Source organism: Mesorhizobium sp. WSM4313 (assembly GCF_002294725.1).
Classification (GTDB): domain Bacteria; phylum Pseudomonadota; class Alphaproteobacteria; order Rhizobiales; family Rhizobiaceae; genus Mesorhizobium.
Genome location: NZ_NSFT01000003.1, coordinates 452,480 through 472,704 on the forward strand (window position 1 = coordinate 452,480; position 20,225 = coordinate 472,704).

General features: G+C 62.5%; 20 protein-coding genes. 13 read left to right on the forward strand and 7 right to left on the reverse strand.

What is annotated here, in order from left to right:
- Positions 1-27 precede the first annotated feature (27 nt).
- The 3 genes from CK219_RS10040 (at position 28) to CK219_RS10050 (ending at position 2,583) form a co-directional block, all read left to right on the forward strand.
- Positions 28-930: an EAL domain-containing protein gene (locus tag CK219_RS10040; protein ID WP_095766589.1), complete on the forward strand. Its 903-nt coding sequence runs from the start codon at positions 28-30 to the stop codon at positions 928-930.
- Positions 927-1,787 carry an EAL domain-containing protein gene (locus CK219_RS10045; protein WP_095766590.1) on the forward strand — a complete coding sequence of 287 codons (861 nt, stop codon included), beginning with the start codon at positions 927-929 and terminating at the stop codon, positions 1,785-1,787. Before CK219_RS10040 ends, CK219_RS10045 begins: the two co-directional genes overlap by 4 nt.
- A gap of 187 nt (positions 1,788-1,974) precedes the next feature.
- Positions 1,975-2,583 (forward strand): glutathione S-transferase family protein, encoded by a 609-nt coding sequence (locus CK219_RS10050; protein ID WP_095766591.1) that lies wholly within the window; start codon positions 1,975-1,977, stop codon positions 2,581-2,583.
- Positions 2,584-2,665: 82 nt separating this feature from the next.
- Here CK219_RS10050 and CK219_RS32085 read toward each other — a convergent pair whose 3' ends face one another.
- The 3 genes from CK219_RS32085 to CK219_RS10065 form a co-directional block, all read right to left on the reverse strand.
- On the reverse strand, positions 2,666-2,920 hold the full coding sequence (locus tag CK219_RS32085) for a hypothetical protein (RefSeq protein WP_095766592.1): 255 nt from the start codon (positions 2,918-2,920) through the stop codon (positions 2,666-2,668).
- The gene (locus tag CK219_RS10060) at positions 2,917-3,117 is read right to left on the reverse strand and encodes a hypothetical protein (protein WP_095766593.1); all 201 of its coding nucleotides are present in this window, start codon (positions 3,115-3,117) and stop codon (positions 2,917-2,919) included. The genes CK219_RS32085 and CK219_RS10060 overlap by 4 nt, the downstream gene beginning before the upstream one ends.
- A 325-nt stretch (positions 3,118-3,442) precedes the next feature.
- Entirely contained in the window at positions 3,443-3,655 is a 213-nt protein-coding gene (locus CK219_RS10065) for a cold-shock protein (protein WP_027168154.1), read from the reverse strand.
- 278 nt (positions 3,656-3,933) lie between these two features.
- Here CK219_RS10065 and CK219_RS10070 point away from each other — a divergent pair, with 278 nt between their 5' ends.
- Complete coding sequence (locus CK219_RS10070) at positions 3,934-4,260, forward strand: hypothetical protein (RefSeq protein ID WP_095766594.1); 327 nt, start codon at positions 3,934-3,936, stop codon at positions 4,258-4,260.
- A gap of 11 nt (positions 4,261-4,271) precedes the next feature.
- Here the strand turns inward: CK219_RS10070 and CK219_RS10075 are convergent, their stop codons facing one another.
- Positions 4,272-4,841, reverse strand: a complete 570-nt coding sequence (locus CK219_RS10075) for a methylated-DNA--[protein]-cysteine S-methyltransferase (RefSeq protein WP_095766731.1) — start codon at positions 4,839-4,841, stop codon at positions 4,272-4,274.
- 165 nt (positions 4,842-5,006) lie between these two features.
- On the opposite strand from CK219_RS10075, the gene CK219_RS10080 reads away from it, so the two are divergent.
- From CK219_RS10080 to CK219_RS10120, 9 genes are all read left to right on the forward strand, one after another.
- The gene (locus CK219_RS10080; protein WP_245340431.1) at positions 5,007-6,068 is read left to right on the forward strand and encodes a transglycosylase SLT domain-containing protein; all 1,062 of its coding nucleotides are present in this window, start codon (positions 5,007-5,009) and stop codon (positions 6,066-6,068) included.
- A gap of 35 nt (positions 6,069-6,103) precedes the next feature.
- Positions 6,104-6,601 (forward strand): N-acetyltransferase, encoded by a 498-nt coding sequence (locus tag CK219_RS10085; RefSeq protein ID WP_095766596.1) that lies wholly within the window; start codon positions 6,104-6,106, stop codon positions 6,599-6,601.
- A gap of 422 nt (positions 6,602-7,023) precedes the next feature.
- Positions 7,024-8,280: an ABC transporter substrate-binding protein gene (locus CK219_RS10090; protein WP_245340432.1), complete on the forward strand. Its 1,257-nt coding sequence runs from the start codon at positions 7,024-7,026 to the stop codon at positions 8,278-8,280.
- 23 nt (positions 8,281-8,303) lie between these two features.
- Positions 8,304-9,218, forward strand: a complete 915-nt coding sequence (locus tag CK219_RS10095) for a sugar ABC transporter permease (protein WP_095766598.1) — start codon at positions 8,304-8,306, stop codon at positions 9,216-9,218.
- Position 9,219: 1 nt separating this feature from the next.
- Entirely contained in the window at positions 9,220-10,044 is an 825-nt protein-coding gene (locus CK219_RS10100; protein WP_095766599.1) for a carbohydrate ABC transporter permease, read from the forward strand.
- 116 nt (positions 10,045-10,160) lie between these two features.
- Positions 10,161-10,916, forward strand: coding sequence for a DUF899 family protein (locus CK219_RS10105; RefSeq protein WP_095766732.1), 756 nt, complete (start codon positions 10,161-10,163; stop codon positions 10,914-10,916).
- A gap of 114 nt (positions 10,917-11,030) precedes the next feature.
- A complete protein-coding gene (locus CK219_RS10110) occupies positions 11,031-11,585 on the forward strand; it encodes a DUF4142 domain-containing protein (protein WP_095766600.1) in 555 nt (184 codons plus the stop codon).
- A 253-nt stretch (positions 11,586-11,838) separates the two neighbouring features.
- Positions 11,839-12,231 carry a RidA family protein gene (locus CK219_RS10115; RefSeq protein ID WP_095766601.1) on the forward strand — a complete coding sequence of 131 codons (393 nt, stop codon included), beginning with the start codon at positions 11,839-11,841 and terminating at the stop codon, positions 12,229-12,231.
- A gap of 403 nt (positions 12,232-12,634) precedes the next feature.
- Positions 12,635-14,710 carry a helix-turn-helix transcriptional regulator gene (locus CK219_RS10120; RefSeq protein WP_095766602.1) on the forward strand — a complete coding sequence of 692 codons (2,076 nt, stop codon included), beginning with the start codon at positions 12,635-12,637 and terminating at the stop codon, positions 14,708-14,710.
- 56 nt (positions 14,711-14,766) lie between these two features.
- On the opposite strand, the gene carB is transcribed toward CK219_RS10120, so the two are convergent.
- From carB to CK219_RS10135, 3 genes are all read right to left on the reverse strand, one after another.
- Positions 14,767-18,270: a carbamoyl-phosphate synthase large subunit gene (gene carB / locus CK219_RS10125; protein ID WP_095766603.1), complete on the reverse strand. Its 3,504-nt coding sequence runs from the start codon at positions 18,268-18,270 to the stop codon at positions 14,767-14,769.
- 326 nt (positions 18,271-18,596) lie between these two features.
- Positions 18,597-19,409, reverse strand: coding sequence for an SH3 domain-containing protein (locus CK219_RS10130; RefSeq protein WP_095766604.1), 813 nt, complete (start codon positions 19,407-19,409; stop codon positions 18,597-18,599).
- Positions 19,393-20,202 (reverse strand): metallophosphoesterase family protein, encoded by an 810-nt coding sequence (locus CK219_RS10135; RefSeq protein ID WP_095766605.1) that lies wholly within the window; start codon positions 20,200-20,202, stop codon positions 19,393-19,395. Before CK219_RS10135 ends, CK219_RS10130 begins: the two co-directional genes overlap by 17 nt.
- Positions 20,203-20,225: the final 23 nt, after the last annotated feature.

Genomic DNA, 20,225 nt, shown 5'->3' on the forward strand with positions numbered 1-20,225 from the left:
TTGCGACTATTCGCGGAGCGAGAAACCTTGTCGCGCAGCATCGGGCTCGCCCACATCATCCGTCATGATGACGGCACCTCGACCGGTGTCTGGGGTATCTATACGTTGCAGAGCGCGTTCCAGCCGATCTTCGCCTTCAAGGAGGGCAAGCTCTCGGTCGCCGCTTTCGAAGGGCTGATCCGGCCGTTCCGCGATGGCGAGCCGCAGTCGCCGGGGACATTTTTCGGCACCTGCCCGGCGGCCGACCGGCTGCATATCGAGGCGCTGACGCGCACGCTGCATCTTCTGAACGCCGGCGCCTGCCTGCCGCAAGAGGCCTCTATCTTCGTCAATTTCGACCCGTCGGTCTTCACCGATCGCCACATCGCCGACAAGGCCCTGCGCGACATGCGGCTGGTGCTGCATGAAGCCGGCATCGATCCGCGCCGCATCGTCTGCGAGGTCACCGAGCAGAAATCGGCTTCGCAGGAAGCGCTCTACGGTTTTGTCGAGGCGCTGAGGGCCAATGGCTTCAGCATCGCGGTGGACGACTATGGCGCCGATGAATCCGACATCAACCGGATCAAGGAACTCAAGCCAGACATCGTCAAATTCGATGCGAATTGGATCACCCATCTGATGGAGTCCGGCGCCGGCTTCGCCTTACTGACGGCGATGGTGCAAAGTTTCGAGAACCAGAGCATCCGCACCGTCTTCGAAGGTATCGAGGAAGGCTGGCAGTTGGAGCTCGCCGAGAGGTCCGGCGCCTCCATGGTGCAGGGCTATGTGCTTGCCCGGCCGGAGCTTGCCCCCACCAGCTTTCGCGTCTTCGGCAAGGGCGCGCAGCAGCCTTCGAGCGAAGACAGCAAGGCACCGGCCGCCGCAAGCCCGGCGGCCCCAACGCTGCACGGACGGCCGGCAAGGGTGTTCGGGCGCAAGGTCGCGCCATGAGCGGACAATCAGACAGGCGGCGCAACATCGCCGAGGCGATCTTCACTGACGAGATCGGCCTACAGTTCGGCGTCTATGGCGAGTACCGGCTGTGGAGCGCCTATCAGCCGATCTTCGCGCCGGAGGGCAGGGTGCTCAGAGCCGTCGCCGTCGAGGGGCTGATCGAGCCGCGCCGCGTCGCGCAGCCGGTAGCCGCTTCGGTCTTCTTCGGCAGCATTCCCGCGTCCGACCTCCTGTTTGTCGAAACGATGTGCCGGATGCTGCATCTCGGCAATTACCGCAACATCGGCGTCGAGGGATTGACGCTGTTCTTCAACTATAATCCGACCATCAACGACCATCTCGGACGGGCGCTCGCCGAGATCCGGCTGATGACCAGGCATCTCGGCGATCTGGAGCTCGAGCCCAGCCTGCTGGTCTGCGAGATCACCGAACAGGCAGCCGACGACCAGGTTCTTGCCAGCCTGGTGCGCGAAATGCGGCGCGACGGCATCCGCATCGCCATCGACGACTTCGGCACGGGGCATTCGACCGAAGCGCGCATCGATCTGCTTGCACCCGACATCGTCAAGATCGATGGCGCCTGGTTTGGCGAGCTCTGCCGCCATGCCGCCGCCGAACGCTTCTTCCGGCCGTTGGTGGCGATGCTGCACGAGCGCGGCGCTAAAGTGCTGGTCGAGGGCATCGAGAATGCACAGCACCTGCGCGTCGCGCTCGAGGGCGGCGTCGACCTGCTGCAAGGCTTCCATCTCGCCCGCCCGGCGCTCGCCGGCACGGTCTTCAAGGAAGAACCGCTTTCCATCGACGCTCTCATCGACGCCGGCAACAAGGTCGTGCCCCTGCATCAGCATCGCTGATGCTCGATCCAAAAGGCGCATCAGCATCGCTGATGCTCGATCCAAAGGCGCATCAGCATCGCTGATGCAGCGAAAAAATATCAGCGCCGCTGATGGTTCTTCTTGAAAACAAATCACTGGATGGTCTCGCCCGGGCGCGTTAGAGCCGTGCTGAAATGGGCTTCAGGCGACGCGCGAGGTATGTGCGATGATCCTTTACGACATGGCCGACAGTGGCAATTGCTATAAGCCGCGGCTGTTAATGGCCAAGCTCGGCATTCCTTTCACCCGGGTCGAGGTGAGCTCGCACACCGGCGAGACGCGCAAACCAAATTACGTCGCCAAGAATCCGAACGCGATGGTGCCGATGCTCGAGCTGGACGACGGCAGGCGTATCACCGAGAGCAACGCCATCCTGCTCTATCTTGCCGAAGGGACGCGCTTCTTGCCCGCCGAGAAATATGAACGCGCGCTGGCTTACCAATGGCTGTTCTTCGAGCAATACAGCCACGAGCCCTATATCGCGGTGCGCAAGGCGCTTTTGACTTTTCCGGAACGTGCGAAGGACGCCACGCCGGAACGATTGGCGCAGACGCTGGAGCGCGGCAACAAGGCGCTCGGCGTCATGGACCAGCATCTGCAGCGGAACGAATTCTTCGCCGGCAGCGTCTATAGCGTCGCCGACATCGCCTTATACGCCTATACCCACACCGCCGGGATGGGCGGCTTCCAGCTCGACGCCTATCCGGCCGTTGCCGCCTGGCTGAAGCGGGTGGAGGCGGATAAGGGGCATGTGCCGATCGACTGGGTGGGATAATTCCTCACGCAGTCACCGCTTTGCAACCTGACCTGTATGGGCGCGCCAACGAGCCGCTCGGTATGCATATGGCCGTAAGCGGCTATTTCAAAAGTCGTTCATATTCCGAGTGAGTGCCGATCCAAAACCAGATCATGTCGTCCTGGTCCCTGACTGCAACAGCACGGTAGTCCAGATCAACTCGAGCTGACCAATAACGTCCGACCCGCTTGAAATGGAGCGAAGGATGAAACGGATCTGCACGCAGCTTGGCGAAGCTGCTGTCAGCCTTCATCCTGATTGGTTTAGGTAGTTTATTGTAGGCGTCCCAAAACGCAGGGGCGGCAAAGTGGTTCACACGGGTCGCGTCCGACCCGCGCGATGGTCGGCCAGTGCTTGCTCTGCAAGCTTGTCCAGCCGGCCCGCCTTCGCGTCGGCTTCGATCTTCTTGTCCCACAAATCGGCCTGCAGAGCCTCGAACCAGGCGGCAAATGCCTTCAGCTCTTCAGGGCTCAGTTCGGCGACGGATTTTTCGATCTGTTCAAGCTTGGTCATGGGCCAATGATACCTTATTGGGCTAAAATGGCACCACCAATGGAACCATTCAACCCGGACAGCAACTCGCCAAAATCCAGACAACAAAAAAGGCGGGCAATGCCCGCCTTCCTCTGCCGGTAGCCTGATCGGGAGCGTCTGGTCCGGGCCGGCAGCTATCTGCTGTTCCAGCTTGTCGGGTCTTTTCGCTCCGGCGCGCTTCTCGCGCGACCGTCAGTACATCCGTGACTTGCCGCGCGCCCCGAACCTTCGCCCGGTGCGCGCCTTACTTAGTCGCATTTTGCGCCGCTGGCCGTAAAGCCTGCCGCAAAATGCTTAAGCCAAATCAGGCTGCCTTGCTAAGAGACCCAGCAGCGGACTTGCCGGTGCGGCGGTCCTGCTCGATCTCGAAGTTGATTTTCTGGCCTTCAGCCAGGCTCGTCATGCCAGCGCGCTCGACAGCGGAGATGTGGACGAAAACGTCCGCGCCGCCATTGTCAGGCTGGATGAAGCCGTAGCCCTTGGTGGCGTTGAACCACTTGACCGTACCAGTTGCCATATAGAATGCCCTTCACATTTGCTTTTGTTTGACCGGACCAACGTCCGGCCGGCGGTATCGAAATTTTGGAGATAGACGTCAGCAAACGCGAAGATCGCGGCCCGATCGATCGGCCAAATTCAATGCTGCGGATATAGGATAGTTTGAGCAAGAAAACAAGACGGGTTGCCTGGACGCTGCCCCGCATCCCGGATCGAGCGGAATACAAGCATGGAAGTTTTGACAGCGGTGCCGCGTTGTGAAGGGATGGGATGCTTGCCCTTCCGAGGAGAGAAGCCATGAAGACCATTCTGCTTGCCGCCTGCTTCCTGCTGCTGGCCGCGGAAGCGCAGGCGGTGACGCGCTACGATCCGACGCGCATGAGCTGCGACCGGGTGCAGGCGACGATCGCCAGACAGGGCGCCGTCATCCTGCGCTACCAGTCGACGCGCGTGCCGGGGCTGCCGCTCTACGACCGCTATGTGCGCGACGAGCGTTTCTGCAACGCGGGCGAAGTGAGGGCACGCGCCTACGTGCCGAGTGCCGACACCCGGTCCTGCATGGTCTATGTCTGCAAGCGTCCGGATTTCGAGCGGCGTTTCCGCCGCCGGTTCCTGCAGGACTGATACGCAGCGCCTTAGAACCCGAACGAAGCCTGCGCGGCCGGCGGCGGGCCGACGCGAACGCCTTCCATGGCCAGCATCTTTTCCTTGGTGGCCGAGCCGCCGGGCGCGGAGAAGCCGCCGATCTTGCCGCCGGCCGCCAGGATGCGATGGCACGGAATGACCAGCGGCACCGGATTGGCGCCTAGCGCCGCGCCCGTTTCGCGCGGAAGGCCCGCATGGCCGGCGCGCTTGGCCAGTTCGCCATAGGTGGTGGTCTCGCCGAAGCCGAGCTTGCGAGCCGCGTCGTAGATGGCGAGGCGGAAATCGTCGACGCCGTCGAGATCGACCGGCACGCTCGAGAAGTCGACGTCCTCGCCGGCCGCATAGGCCTTGATCTTGGCGATCAGATCGACCACCCAGGACGGCTGGTCTGTCGAGGCTGAGACGCCGGGGTGGCGAAGCAGCCGGCGCTCGACCGCTTCGCGGCTGCGCTCCGGCAGGCAAAGCCGGATCAGGCCCTTCTCGCTCCAGGCAATGCCCATGAAGCCGATCACTGTTTCTAACACTGCGTGGCCGGCCGTGATCTGGGATGTGGGTTTCATGGCGTATTCCTTCGGCAAAACAGCGAAAAACGAGTACATATCCAGAACAATATGGCACTTCGGCCCTGTTGTCGCCACCCGAAAACCGCCGGGTGGCCCCGATTGCCGGGTGTGAATCGCTGGTGTAAGGACTCCTTAACAACCGACAAACCGGACCCGCACGGCTTGCCAGCTAAAATCATATTCACCGCGCTCAGCGTGCTCGTAGCCGCTGCTGGTCTCAGCGGCTGTACCTCGACCTCGCAGATGAAGGCCGCGCCCGCGCTTGCGGAAGCCTCGACGCCTGCCGTCGCGGACGATACGCCGACGCTCGCGCTGCCCGAAACGGTGGCCGTGCTGCCGGAACCTTCGGGTCTCGCGCAGGTGCAGACCGCGGCGCTGGCTGGCGATGCCGTCGCCATGGCGACCACGCCAGGCGCGACCGCGACGCAAGGCGCGCCCGCGACGCAAAGCGCGCCCGCGACGCAAAGCGCGCCCGCGACGCAAAGCGCGCCCGCGACGCAAAGCGCGCTGTTGCCGCCGCCTGTCCAGCCCGGCGCGCCCGCCGCGGCGCTGGCTCAGCCTGCGGCTTTCGCCGGAGCGACGCCGATAGCCGGCCAGTTTCCGCCGCCGCCGGTGCTGACGGCCGGCGGCTCGCCGACCGGCCCGGTATCCATCAGCCGAGCGGCATCCATCAGCCGAGCGGCGGTCTATACGACCGCAGGCGTCGCCATGCCGGTCACCGGCCAGTCGGCGAAAGTCGCCCCGATGGCCGGCGTCCAGCAGGTCGCCTATATGATGCCGGAAAATCCGGCGCTGCTTGCGGCACCCGGCCAACCCGAGCAGCACGCCAGTGGCCCGCGCGGCGAGATCGAGCGGCTGATCGAGAAATATTCGGCGATTTATGAAGTGCCGGTCGAGCTGGTGCGCCATGTCGTCAACCGCGAGAGCACCTTCAACCCGAAAGCCTACAATCATGGCCATTGGGGGCTGATGCAGATCAAGCACGCGACGGCGCGCGGCATGGGCTATGACGGGCCGGCGGCCGGCCTGTTCGACGCCGAGACCAACCTCAAATACGCGGTGAAATATCTGCGCGGCGCCTGGCTGGTTTCGGGCGGCAACGCCAAGCGGGCCGACACGCTCTACCAGACCGGTTACTACTACGACGCCAAGCGCAAGGGCCTGCTCGAGGCGACGGGGCTTGGCTCCGACCGCAAGCGGCATCGCCTGCCACCCGACGCCTGAGCGGACGGTCCCACGCGGCGTTTCGAGACAGCGCCATGCATGAAAACACAACGCCCCGCCCGCCGGCTGCCAACGACATCCGCCTGCGCAAGCTGCTCGACGATACACTCACCGCGCCGCACTGGCCGCAGGGCTTCGTCATGCGCGCGTTCGAGCACCGGGATGCGCCAGCCTTGCACGCGCTGCTGGAAGAGGTGTTCGATGACGGCGCCGACGGGCCGTTCGACGAGTGGTGGCCGCGCATTGCCGGCGATGCGGAGTTCGATCCCGCTCTCTGTTTCCTGGCGATCGACGGCAAGGGGCTGCTGGCGGGCGCGGCGCTCTGCTGGACGTCCGGTTTTGTCAAGGATCTCGCCGTCCATCCGGAATCGAGACGGCAGGGCCTCGGCGAGGCGCTGATGCGGCAGGTGTTCCTGACCTTTCGCGAGCGCGGGGCGACCCATGTCGATCTTAAGACTAATATTGTGAAGAATACCGCGGCCTTCAGGCTCTACGAGCGGCTCGGCATGATCCCGGTCGACTGGGAAGGCTGACGCGCAAAGCGCGGCGGCCCGTATTGGAGGCTCCCGGCGCGGCGTTGCAATCGCCTGCGCCCGGACATTGTGAACTCCTTCACATAGGCTGACGTTAGGGCATGCTAATTCGTCGTCGTGCCGGGCGGCCGATCGGCGGATCGACGCGGGCAAGGCGTCGGAGGAGGCTGTGCCGGCATGCGTCAGCCACTCCCAGGCGGGCTCCGGGGCGGGGGTTTCGGAGCCCGTCCGCTTTGCGTGAAGCGAGGCGGACGGAAGGGCCGCCGACGCGGTCGAGCCAACCGGGATCGGCTTCACCGACCTGCTGGCCCGGTCGGCCACGCACAACGCGGGAACCCTAAGCGGCGTCGCGCATTCAACGCAGGGGCCTTGATGAGCCGCGACCTATGCGTCGCCGGTCGCGCAGGGAGGTCCGCAATCCCGTGAAGCTCGCTTCAGCATTCCTGGCCGCCGGCATCCTGCTCGGCGCTGTTCAAGCGCGAGCCGTGGAACTGTCGATCGTGTCGGGTGATACGGGCAACGGCATCAAGGTGCTGCGCGAGATACTCGATCGTTACGAGAAGAAGAGCGGCAACAAGGTCGATATCGTCGTCATTCCGCCTTCGACCACCGACCAGTTCGGCCAGTACCGGCTCTGGCTCGCCGCCGGCAGCAGCGATATCGACGTCTACCAGACCGACGTGATCTGGGCCCCGCAGCTTGCCAGCCAACTGGTCGACCTGACCGAGGCGACAAGGGATGTGGTGGGTGAGCATTTCCCGTCGATCATCCAATCGCAGACGGTCAACGGCAGGCTGGTCGCGCTGCCGATCTTCACCGACGCGCCGGCGCTCTATTACCGCAAGGATCTGCTCGACAAATATGGCGCCAAGGTTCCGACCACCTGGAAGGAGCTCGCCGATACCGCGAAGCTCGTGATGAACAAGGAGCGGGCGGCCGGCAACAAGGACATCTGGGGCTTCGTCTTCCAGGGCAACGCCTATGAGGGGCTGACCTGCAACGCGCTCGAATGGGTGATGTCGAATGGCGGCGGTCGGATCATCGAGCCGGACGGTGAAATCTCCGTCGACAATCCAAAGGCGGCCGCGGCGCTCGACATGGTCAAGGGCTGGATCGGCACGATAGCGCCGCCGGGCGTGCTCGCCTATCAGGAGGAAGAAACGCGCGGCGTCTGGCAGACCGGCAATGCCGTCTTCATGCGCAACTGGCCATACGCCTATGCGCTCGGCAACAGCGAGAATTCGCCGATCAAGGGCAAGTTCGACGTGGCGCCGCTGCCCGCCGGCGAAGGCGGGCATCCCGCCGCCACGCTGGGCGGCTGGAATCTTGCCGTCTCCAGATATTCGAAACATCCAGACGAGGCGATCGAGCTGGTCAAGTTCATCGCGTCGCGCGAGATGCAGAAATACCGGACGCTCAGAACGTCCAACCTGCCGACCATCCCGGCGCTCTATGACGACCCCGACATCGCCCGGCAGCAGCCGATCGTGCCGCGCTGGAAAGAGATTTTTCTCAACGCGCAGCCAAGGCCGTCGGCAACCGCCAGGATCAAGTACAACGAGGCATCCAGCCAGTTCTGGACTGCCGTGCACGACACGATCTCCGGCCAGGGCGCCGCCGCCGACAATTTGGCCGATCTCGGCGCGAGGCTGACCAGGCTGAAAGGCAAGGGCTGGTGAGCGCGGCAAGGCGATCGCCGCTGATGCGCCGACGCGTGCGCACGGCCTGGCTGTTCCTCGCGCCGATGCTTCTCGTGCTCGCCGCCGTCGCCGGCTGGCCGTTCCTGCGCACGGTCTATTATGGTTTCACCGATGCTTCGCTGGCGGACCTCGACGCGCGGCAATGGGTGGGCTTCGACAATTACTTTTCGGTGCTGCGCCTGCCGAGCGGCCGCCTGCTCTATGACGGGTTGCTCGTCGATCCGGTCTGGTGGCGCGCGGTGTGGAACACGGTGCGCTTTGCCGTGGTGTCGGTGGCCTGCGAGACGGTGCTGGGCATGATCGTGGCGCTTGCGCTCAACACCGAGTTCCCGGGACGCGGCATCGTGCGGGCCGCGATCCTCATTCCCTGGGCGATCCCGACCATCGTCTCGGCCAAGATGTGGCAGTGGATGCTCAACGACCAGTTCGGCATCATCAATGTCGCGCTTCTCAATCTCGGCCTGATCGACACCAAGATCGCCTGGACCGCCAATGCCGATACCGCGATGATCGCCGTGCTGATCGTCGACATCTGGAAGACGACGCCGTTCATGGCGCTGCTGATCCTGGCGGCCCTGCAGATGCTGCCGCGCGAGATTCTCGAGGTGGCCAAGCTCGATGGCGCGAACCCGTGGCAGATCTTCTGGCGGGTGACCTTGCCGCTGATCCGGCCGGCGGTGATGGTGGCGGTGATCTTCCGCGCGCTCGACGCGCTGCGCATCTTCGACCTGATCTATGTGCTGACGCCGAACAATGTGCAGACCAAGTCAATGTCGATCTTCGCGCGCGAGAACCTGTTCGAGTTCGACAAGTTCGCCTATGGCTCGGCCGCCTCGACGCTGCTTTTCCTGATCATCGGCCTGCTCACCATCGCCTATATCCGCATCGGCCGGCTGAGTTTCGACGGAGGGCGCTGACATGAAGATGCTGAAGCGCGCCGGCTTCTACCTGCTGCTCCTGGCGATCGTCTTCGTCGCGGTGTTTCCGTTCTACTACGCAATCGTCACCAGCCTGAAATCGGGAACAGAGCTGTTCCAGGCAGGGCTGTGGCCGCAATCGTTCAGCCTTGCCAATTACCGCAACGTGCTGACCGAAGGTCCCTTCCTGCGCAATCTCGTCAATTCGCTGATCGTCTCCGGCGCGGTCGTCGCGGTCTCGCTGCTGCTCGGCGTCACCGCGGCCTATGCGCTGGCGCGCATTCGTTTCCGCGGGCGCTCGGCGCTGATGCTGGCCATCCTGTCGGTGTCGATGTTTCCGCAGGTCGCGGCACTTGCCGGGCTGTTCGAGATTATCCGGGCGCTGCATCTCTACAATTCGCTCTTGGCGCTCATCCTGTCCTATATGATCTTCACCCTGCCGTTCACCGTTTGGGTGCTCACCACTTTCGTGCGCGACCTGCCGGTCGAGATCGAGGAGGCGGCGATCATCGACGGTGCCGGGCCGTGGACCATCCTCACGCGCATCTTCCTGCCGTTGATGTGGCCGGCGCTCGCCACTACCGGGCTGCTTGCCTTCATCAGCGCCTGGAACGAGTTCCTCTTCGCGCTCACCTTCACCTCCACCAACACGCAGCGCACCGTGCCGGTGGCGATCGCGCTTCTGTCAGGCAATTCGCAGTTCGAGATCCCGTGGGGCAACATCATGGCCGCCTCGGTGATCGTCACCGTGCCGCTGGTGGTGCTGGTGCTCGTCTTCCAGCGCAGGATTGTCTCGGGTCTCACGGCCGGCGGCGTCAAAGGCTAGACGCGACGCGAAAAAGTGACCGGAAAGCGTGTGCCGAAATGTCGGATCAGGTCGCGGCGGGCCGTCCTTGGATCGTAGAGCAACCCGCGCCGGGACGCCGGCGCCAGGAGACGATCATGATCACCTTTCCCAATGAATCCGCCAAATATCGCACTGCGCGCGAAAAACTGCTGCGCAAGGAAATCGAGCTGCGCCGCGCCATGGAAGCGGTGGCGGAGGCAAGGCGCGCTTTGCCGCCGGGCGGTTTGGTGCCGCAGGACTATGTGTTCGACGCCCTGGACGACCAGGGCCAGCCGGCGAAAGTCAAGCTGTCGGACCTCTTCGCGCCGGGCAAGGATTCGCTCATCCTCTACCAGATGATGTTCCCGCGTCATCCGCAGGAGACGCGCGAGGTGGCGAAAGGCGGCGAGACGGCGAAGCTTGCCCGGCAGGACCAGCCATGCCCGTCCTGCACGGCGCTGCTCGACCAGTTCGACGGCGCGATCGGCCATCTCGAAGCGGCGGGTTTCAACTTCGCCGTGGTTGCGAAGACCGCGCTCGACAATCTGACGGCGCTCGGCCGCGACCGCGGCTGGAAAAACATGCGGCTCGTCTCGTCGGCCGGCAACGCTTTCAAGCGCGACTACAACTCCGAAACGGCCGAGGGCGCGCAGATACCGCTGCTTTCGGTGTTCCACCGTGATGGTGACGGCATCCGGCATTTCTGGTCGTCGGAACTCGATTTCGCACCGGCAGACCCAGGCCAGGACCCGCGCGGCATCGGCACCTGCGAGATTCTGTGGAACCTGATGGATTTCACGCCCGAAGGCCGGCCGAACTGGCACGAGCAGCTGCAATATGCCGGGCACGCCGCCGGCGCGCACTGCCACTGATGGCGACGCGGGCGCCAGGCCCGCGCGCTTCCTTTCGAGGCAACCTCTTAGGCAACCCTGGGGCCGGTGCCGCGTTGGGAAAGGCGGAGGGGCTGTTTCGGATCGGAGATCGAGATGAAAACGCTGCTGCCCCTGGTCGCCGTCGCGCTTCTTGCCGGCGCGCCCGCCGCGTTCGCCCAGTCGGACAACTCAGACGCCGTGGGACCGATGGTGACCGAGAACAAGGTCGACACCCAGACCTTCGTCACCACGGTGCCCAATGCCAACATGTTCGAGATCGAGTCGAGCAAGCTGGCGCAAGAGAAGTCGGTGTCGGCCGACGTCAAGGCTTTCGCCGCGCAGATGATCAAGGATCACACCAAGGCCGGCGAGGAGTTCAAGACGGCGCTGAGCCAGGGCCAGACCACCGCGTCGATCAAGCCCGCCGGCCCCGCGCTGCAGCCGAAGGAGCAGCAGCTGCTCGATGAATTGAAGAGCGCCAGCGGCAAGGAGTTCGACGCCAAATATATCAAGATGCAGACCGACGCGCATAAAGCTGCGGTGGCGCTGTTTTCCACCTACGCCAATTCCGGCGACGACCCGGCGATGAAGGAATTCGCCAAGAAGACGCTGCCGGTGCTGAAGATGCACGAGAAGCATGTGAAGGAACTGGCGGTGGCGCATCAGTGAGGGGGCGCACTTGCCTTCTCCCCCTGTGGGAGAAGGTGGCCGCGCAGCGGCCGGATGAGGGGTGCTCCAGCGGAGTGAGACGCTGGCAATAAGCCATACGGTCACGGTTGGACGAGCGGTTTTGCCAGGCTGGAACACCCCTCATCCGTCTCGGCGCTGCGCGCCGATCCACCTTCCCCCACAAGGGGGGAAGGGAAGGCTGGCGTTCCCCCGCTGCCCCGATAAGCTCGCGCGCAACAAAGGGAGGACCGCCATGGACAAGGAAGTCATCGAAGTGCCCGTGATGTCGGCCAAGGTGCGCTCGCTCGGCCTGCCGTGCTCGACGGCGGTGCGGGCCAACGGCTTCGTCTTCATCTCGGCGACGCCGCCGGTCGACATGGCGACCGGCGAGATGGTGCGCGGCAACATCGAAACGCAGACCGAAGCGTCGCTGAAGGCGCTCAAACATTGCCTGGAAGCGGCCGGCACCTCGCTGGACAAGGTGGTGATGGTACGCATCTACGCCGTCAATTCCGGCTTCTACAGTGCCATCAACCGGGTCTATGCGAAGTATTTTTCGACCAACCCACCGGCACGGAGTTTCGTGCCAGTGGCATCATGGCCGATGGAGTTTGATATCGAGATTGAGTGTGTGGCTGTGGCGTGAGCGGCCACCTCTCAAATGGACGCTAATCTGGGTGGCTTAGCCGGGAGCAGCTACGTATCCAGGCACAGCATTTGCCGACGATCATCCGCCAACGCGCCCGTTGAATGACTTTCCGGAGGTTCGAATGGGCGCGCACGGGTAAGGGCCAATCGGAGGCTGACAGGCTCATTGAACGCGTAGCACCCGTGCTCACAATTTTCCCTGAGTGACACCTCTTTTCGTTTCAAAATTGCAAAAGATTTCTCATTTAAATAAAATCATTTGCAGTCTTTCACCGTTTACGGTAGTCAATCGTGCCCCAGGAGGCGATCCTCAATCGGCTCCTGTGACTTGTACGTCAGGACACAGCCCCGCTGGGGAGAGGTTTCCAAGTCTTTGGGCACAGCTTGCTGAAGGAGACGAAATGCCAATCCCGACAAATGTGCTGCGAAAGGCTCGTGAGGAGGCCGGTGTCAAGCAATCCGAGTTGGCGAAGGCTCTGGGTGTCAGCCCAAGCGTTGTCTCTCGGTTAGAAAAAACTGACGAGACTGAAGATGCGATGGCTCGGCGTTACTTGGGTGCGATTGGAACCCAGGTGGGTGATGCAATAATCGATTTCTACCAGCGCGATTGGACGTTTTCGGAGCGTCCATCGTTCTATCATCCTGACAAAGATATTTTGTGGGATTGCGAATTGTCACTAAAGAAACTAGCTAGCCTAGAGAACGACGAGAACTACGATCATCTCCTGGATCTTCCAATTCAAAAGACTCGCGGTAGTATTATTGTATCATCTGAATATATATTTAGGCTCGACCATACTATAGCCTGGATTGGTCCCATTGGCGTCGGGAAAACGACGGCTCTCTCGCATCTAACGGGGCTGATCATCGACGGCAGTTCGGGCAAACAGCCTGTCTTTCCTGCAACTGGCGGTCGCACAACAATCTGTGAAGTGGTGATTCGGCCTGCGCCCGCATTTGGAGTTGCGGTGGAGCCGATGACTGAAGATGCGGTTCGTCTTCTGGTAAGGGACATGGTTCGAGGAATTTCGCTCGGTGAGGGTGGCCTCACGACCGAGATGGACCGAGCTGTTCGAAATATGGCGGATGTGAAGCGTCCTAAGGGTGTGATTGTTGACCCAGTGTCTTTAATTCTGGAAGAAAATAATGGCGCCGTCGACGAGGCTGTTGAACAGATAATTTTGCGTATGAATCTAAAACAAAGAACCGAGACGCAAATTATCTTGTCAGAAACAAATGAAAAAGGTCTTCGATGGGTTTCCGAAAACGTTACGAAAATCAACTACGGTCAACATCCCGGGTTCTCATTGCCGTCAAAAATAACTGTGTTTGTTCCTGAGAGTTATTTTAGGAATAGCGAATATAATCTGAGCATTGTCGATACAAAGGGAATTATTGGCACATCCCAGAGAAATGATCTTAGGGACTATATAGATGATCCCCGTACTCTCTCTGTTTTATGCTCTGGATTTAACGACGCTCCTGGTGCTGATACGACAAGGATATTGTCTGATTTGAAAGCGACTGGGTCAGACGCCATTGAGAGGCAGAGGATTTCAATTCTGATATTGGCTCGTAGTGACGAAGCCATGAAGGTAATTGACGATTCTGGAGACCTTCCAGATACCGCTCAGGAGGGGTATGCGATTCGTGAGGATCAAGCCCGCAAATCTTTAACGGATGAAGGCGCGTCAGGCGTTCCGATAGGTTTTTTCAATGCTTTGACTGATAGTGCATCAGAAGCTTGGGCGCGGCTGGACAATCAGATTGGCCTCATCCGTCAAAGGCAGGTTGATCGACTTAAGAGATCCGTTGAGCTTGCTGAGGCACTTGTTTCGAATCCAGACGTTGCAAAAATTGAACAAGCGCGCGCTTCGATAGACGAAGAGATTGGGCGGATCATAGCAGCCTATTCAAAATTGGTGCCTCTGATTCGACCGGCGCAGCAGAATTTAATTCAAGAGCTTGAAAGGGGCCATCCTAGCTCCATCGCTGCGTCGGTAGTAAGGCGCGGGGCATGGGATAACTTCTCAGTTGATCATATTATCGGCGTCGGCGTACGGGTTGATGCAAATTTGCGTACCAAAGACGTGTTTCTTAAGATTCATGGTAGACTGGAGGCACTTGAGCAGAAGTTTTCGTCACTGCCTGAGGTTGTTGCCATTGTAACCAATATTCGTGATGACCTTAACGAATGGAGGCAGGAGTTTTTAACTAGAGCCTTGTCGATTGGACGTGTGGCTTATAAAGCTGTCTTGGATACTGAGCCCGACCTTTGGGAACGTTTAGCCACTCATTGGGGGCAAGGACCAGGTTACAGGAATAGAGTAATCGCGGACGTCAAGAAATGGTTTGAAGAGACAACAAAGCTAGCGGCTGTACGCACGACGGTCGAGAGACGTTTGAGCGAGGCGTGGCAAGATGCGGTACTGTCTCGCTTAGGAGAGGCTTTGAAGGAGCATGATCCGGAAGAATAGTTTGGAATTCAGCGTAGCTCCCACCTATCCTTTCGGGGTGTAAAGTCACCTAATCATCACCCAAAATACTCCTGCAGCGGCCGAACCTCCAGATTCCCCGCCCGCAGCGCCGCAATCGCCTCCGCCACCGCCGCAGCGCCAGACAGCGTCGTGTAATACGGCACCTTCTGCATCAGCGTCGCCCGGCGCAGCGATTTCGAGTCCGATACCGCCTTCTGGCCGTCCGTCGTGTTGAAGACGATCTGGACCTGACGGTTGCGGATGGCGTCCTCGATGTGGGGGCGGCCTTCCAGCACCTTGTTGATCTTTTCGGCCGTCACGCCGTTCTCGGCGAGGAAGCGGGCGGTACCGGAGGTGGCGAGGACCTTGAAACCCTGGCCGGCGAGGCGTTTTACCGCCGGCAGGATGCCCTTCTTGTCCTCGTCGCGCACCGAGACGAACAGCGTGCCGGAGCGTGGCAGGTCGACACCCGCTCCGAGCTGGCTCTTGGCGAAAGCCAGCGCAAAGTCGCGGTCGAGGCCCATGACCTCGCCGGTCGAGCGCATCTCCGGGCCGAGCAGGATATCGACACCGGGGAAACGGGCGAAGGGGAAGACAGCTTCCTTGACCGCGATGTGGCCAGGGTTGCGCGCGTCGGGCATGGCGCCGTAATGGGCGAAGGCGTTTTCAAGCGTCTCGCCGGCCATGATGCGGGCGGCGATCTTGGCGATCGGACGCCCGATGGTCTTGGCGACGAAGGGCACGGTGCGCGAGGCGCGGGGGTTCACCTCCAGCACATAGACCGTGCCGTCTTGAATAGCGTATTGCACGTTCATCAGGCCGCCGACATTGAGCGCGCGCGCCAGGGCCGCCGTCTGCCGCTCCAGCTCGTCGACGAGGTCGGAGGGGAGCGAGTGAACGGGGAGCGAGCAGGCCGAGTCGCCCGAGTGGATACCGGCTTCCTCGATATGCTCCAGAATGCCGGAGACGAAGGTATCCTTGCCGTCGCACAGGCAATCGACATCGACTTCGATGGCGCCGGAGAGATAGGTGTCGAACAGTAGCGGGTTCTTGCCCAGCAGCGTGTTGATCTGGCCGGTCTTGTCATTGGGGTATTTCTGCTTGATGTCCTCCGGCACCAGGCCGGGCACGGTGTCGAGCAGGTAGGTCTGCAGCATGCCTTCGTCATGGATGATCTGCATGGCGCGGCCGCCGAGCACATAGGACGGGCGCACCACCAGCGGGAAGCCGAGCTCGCCGGCGACGAGGCGGGCCTGCTCGACCGAATAGGCGATGCCGTTCTTCGGCTGGCTGAGGTTGAGCTTGTGCAAGAGCTTCTGGAAGCGGTCGCGGTCCTCCGCCAAGTCGATCATGTCGGGCGAGGTGCCGAGGATCGGGATGCCGGCCTTCTCCAGCGCGTCGGCCAGCTTCAGCGGCGTCTGGCCGCCGAACTGGACGATGACGCCGACCAACTCGCCGGACGCCTGCTCGGCGCGCAGGATCTCCAGCACGTCCTCCGCCGTCAGCGGATCGAAATAGAGGCGGTCGGAAGTGTCGTAGTCGGTCGAGACCGTCTCCGGGTTGCAGTTGACCATGATCGCTTCATAGCCGGCGTCGCGCAGCGCGAACGCGGCATGGCAGCAGCAATAGTCGAACTCGATGCCCTGGCCGATGCGGTTCGGGCCGCCGCCGAGGATGACGACCTTCTTGCGCGACGAGACGCGCGCCTCATTGGCGGGCTCGCCGACGAAGGGCACTTCATAGGTCGAGTACATATAGGCGGTCGGCGAGGCGAATTCGGCCGCGCAGGTGTCGATGCGCTTGTAGACCGGATGAACGTCGAGCTTTTGCCTAGCCTTCTGGATCACTTCCGCGTCTGTCTTCGTCAGCGAGGCGAGGCGGGCGTCGGAAAAGCCCATCGCCTTCAGCATACGCAGATTGACGGCGTCCTGCGGCAGGCCGTGCTCGCGGACGCGTTCCTCCATGGCGATGATGGCGGCGATCTGCTCGAGGAACCACGGGTCGATCTTGCACATGGCGTGCACGTCTTCCAGCGAGGTGCCCATGCGGATCGCCTGCGCCACCATGCGCAGCCGGTCCGGCGTCGGCGTGCCAAGTGCTGCACGGATCGCGTTGCGGTCGTCGGCATGGCTTGCGGCGGTGCTCCCGTGGCCAAGGCCCGGAATCTCGATCTCATCCAATCCGGTGAGACCGGTTTCCAGTCCGCGCAAAGCCTTCTGCAGCGATTCCTGGAAGGTTCGGCCGATGGCCATCACTTCGCCCACCGACTTCATGGCGGTGGTCAGCACCGGCTCGGCGCCGGGGAATTTCTCGAAGGCAAAGCGCGGGATCTTCGTCACCACGTAATCGATGGTCGGCTCGAACGAAGCCGGCGTCGCGCCGCCGGTGATATCGTTCTCCAGCTCGTCCAGCGTGTAGCCGACGGCAAGCTTGGCCGCGACCTTGGCGATCGGGAAGCCGGTGGCCTTGGAGGCAAGCGCCGACGAGCGCGAGACGCGCGGGTTCATCTCGATGACCACCAGACGGCCGTCGGCCGGGTTGACGGCGAACTGCACGTTGGAGCCGCCGGTCTCGACGCCGATCTCGCGCAGCACCGCGATCGAGGCGTTGCGCATCATCTGGTATTCCTTGTCGGTCAAGGTCAGCGCCGGCGCGACGGTGATGGAATCGCCGGTGTGCACGCCCATCGGATCGAGGTTCTCGATCGAGCAGATGATGATGCAATTGTCCGCCTTGTCGCGGACGACCTCCATCTCGTATTCCTTCCAGCCGAGCACGCTCTCCTCGATCAGCACCTCGGTGGTGGGCGAGGCGTCGAGGCCGGACTGGACGATGTCGTAGAATTCGGCGCGGTTGTAGGCGATGCCGCCGCCGGTGCCGCCCATGGTGAAGGAGGGGCGGATGATGGCCGGCAGGCCGACATGGTCGAGCGCCTGGGCGGCGATCGCCATGGCATGGCTGATATAGCGCTGCTTGCGGTCGCCTTCGCCGAGGTTCCAGCGGGTTTCCAGCGCATCGAGCGCAGCGTCGAGGTTTTCGGGATGTTCGGCCTTCAGCGCGGCGCGCTCGGCCTCATGCGTCTTGCGGTCGGCGTTCTTGACGTCGGTGGCGTTGGCCAGCATCGACTTCGGCGTTTCGAGGCCGATCTTGCTCATCGCCTCGCGGAACAGCGCGCGGTCCTCGGCCTTGTCGATGGCGGCCGCGTCGGCGCCGATCATCTCCACTTGATAGCGCTCGAGTACGCCCATGCGACGCAGCGACAGCGCCGTGTTGAGCGCAGTCTGGCCGCCCATGGTCGGCAGCAGCGCGTCCGGCCGCTCCTTGGCGATGATCTTGGCCACCACTTCGGGCGTGATCGGCTCGATATACGTGGCGTCGGCCAGTTCCGGATCGGTCATGATGGTGGCCGGATTGGAGTTGACCAGGATGACGCGGAAGCCCTCTTCCTTCAGCGCCTTGCAGGCCTGGGTGCCGGAATAGTCGAACTCGCAAGCCTGGCCGATGACGATGGGGCCGGCCCCGATGATCAGGATCGACTTGATGTCGGTGCGTCTTGGCATGTCTACGGGTTCCGTTCGGCGAGCAGCTTGCACGAAAAACCGGGCGGGAAGGACCCGGCCGGTTGTGCTTGCGATTCTGGTATCAGGCTAGGAGGGCCTTATAGGGAAGAGTTTTGGCGGATGTAACCCCGAAAATGAGGGGAGTAGGGGAGTAGGCAGTAGGGAGTAGGGCAGTAGGGAGTAGGGAGTAGGGAGTAGGGAGTAGGGCAGTAGGGCAGTAGGGCAGTAGGGCAGTAGGGCAGTAGGGCAGTAGGGCAGTAGGGCAGTAGGGCAGTAGGGCAGTAGGGGCTCTCTTCCCTACTGCCCTACTGCCTTATTCCCCTGTATCAGTAAAACGCCAGTGCGTCCGTGATCTCGAAGCGCTCGGAAACGCCAATGCGGATCATGTTGAGGCTGCCTTCGCGGGTGAAGCGGAATTCGTCGGAGGAGTCGGAGCCGGCGGGCCTGCCGTCGTGGAAATTGATGAGGCGGGTGCCGCCGTCCGGCCAGGTCACGGTCACGACGCTATCGCCGCCCTCATGCGCGACACTGATTTCGCAGCGGGTCATCGGCTGGCCGACATGGCGGGCGCAGGGGATGCCGCTGGCATCGGGGGCAGGGGCATCGGCCTGAGAGGTTGCCGAGGCCGCGAAGGCGAGGGCGTAGGCATCCCGCATGGCGATTGCGCTGATATCGATTGCCGTTGGCGGAGCGGCTGGCTCGCTGCGGCCCAGGCGCGCCGCGATGTCCGGCTGCGGTTCTTCGGAAGGCTCGGGCGCGTTGGCTTCCCGTGGCAGGCTGGCGTCCGTGGCCGGCGCTGCTGCATCTTCAGGGGCCGGCGCCGGATTGGCGGGGCTGAGATAGCGGGCCGGCGCCCAGCCGGTTATGTGGGCGTCCTGCGTGTCCTCGACCTTGCACCATGGATAGTTGTTGACGGTCTTGCAGCCGTAATTCTTCACGGCGGTGCCGTTGGGCAGCCGCGCCGCCACCTTCCCACTTGCTGAAGCGGTGGCGCGGATGTTGAGGAGATCATCCGGCGCGAGGCCGCCGATGATCGAGACGATCGGTCCCGGCGCATCCTGGGCCATGGCCGGCAGGGGCGCCGCCAGCAGTGGAGCGACGAAGAGCAGCGTCGATGGGAGCCTAACCCTGCGCTTCATGCATAGGCTCCGCTCGATCGGGATATGAACTCCGCTCAATCCTCATAAATCCGGTCCGCAGCGCGTGTGCCCATTCCGGCCGTCCCGCCTGTTCGGCCTGCTTTGCGGCGGCTTCATGGTCGTAGTCCACCGCGATCGCCTCGAAGCGGTCGGCGCGGCCGGGCACGTCCAGCTCGACGATGCCGTAGCGGGCGTGCGGCGATCCTTGCTCGGAGACATGCGCCGGCGGCGTGTCATCGTCGTAGGCGGGGCAGCCGACGCTGCCGGGGTTGAAGATGACCGGACCGTTGGGGATGCGGATCAGCTCGTTGCGATGGCTGTGGCCGCACAGCACGAGGCGGCAGGCCGGATCGAGCGGCTTCAGCCGGCGCCTGATCGCGGCGAGCGGCGCGCGCACCAACTGGCCGTCGACAATGGCGTCGGCGAGGTATTTTTCGTCATGGTCCCGCCGGGCGTGGAAGGCTATGACGCCGGGCACGATCTCCAATGTGAGCGGCAGGGCGAGCAACGCCTCGCGCTGCGGCGCGGTCAACCGCTCCTGGGCGTAGCGGTCGGACGGCCACATGGCTTCATCGGCCACGTCCTGGGCGACGCGGCGGTCGTGATTGCCGCGCACCGTCGGCAGATTGAGCGCCTGCAGCCGTTCCATCGTCTGGCGCGGCCAGAGCGGGCCAGACACGCAGTCCCCGAGATTGACGATGATGTCGGCGCCGCCTCGCTGGTTCAGATCGTCGAGCACAGCGTCCAAGGCGAGCACGTTGCCGTGGATGTCGGCCACTACGGCGATGCGCATGAGAGCTCCATGACAGGCAATTT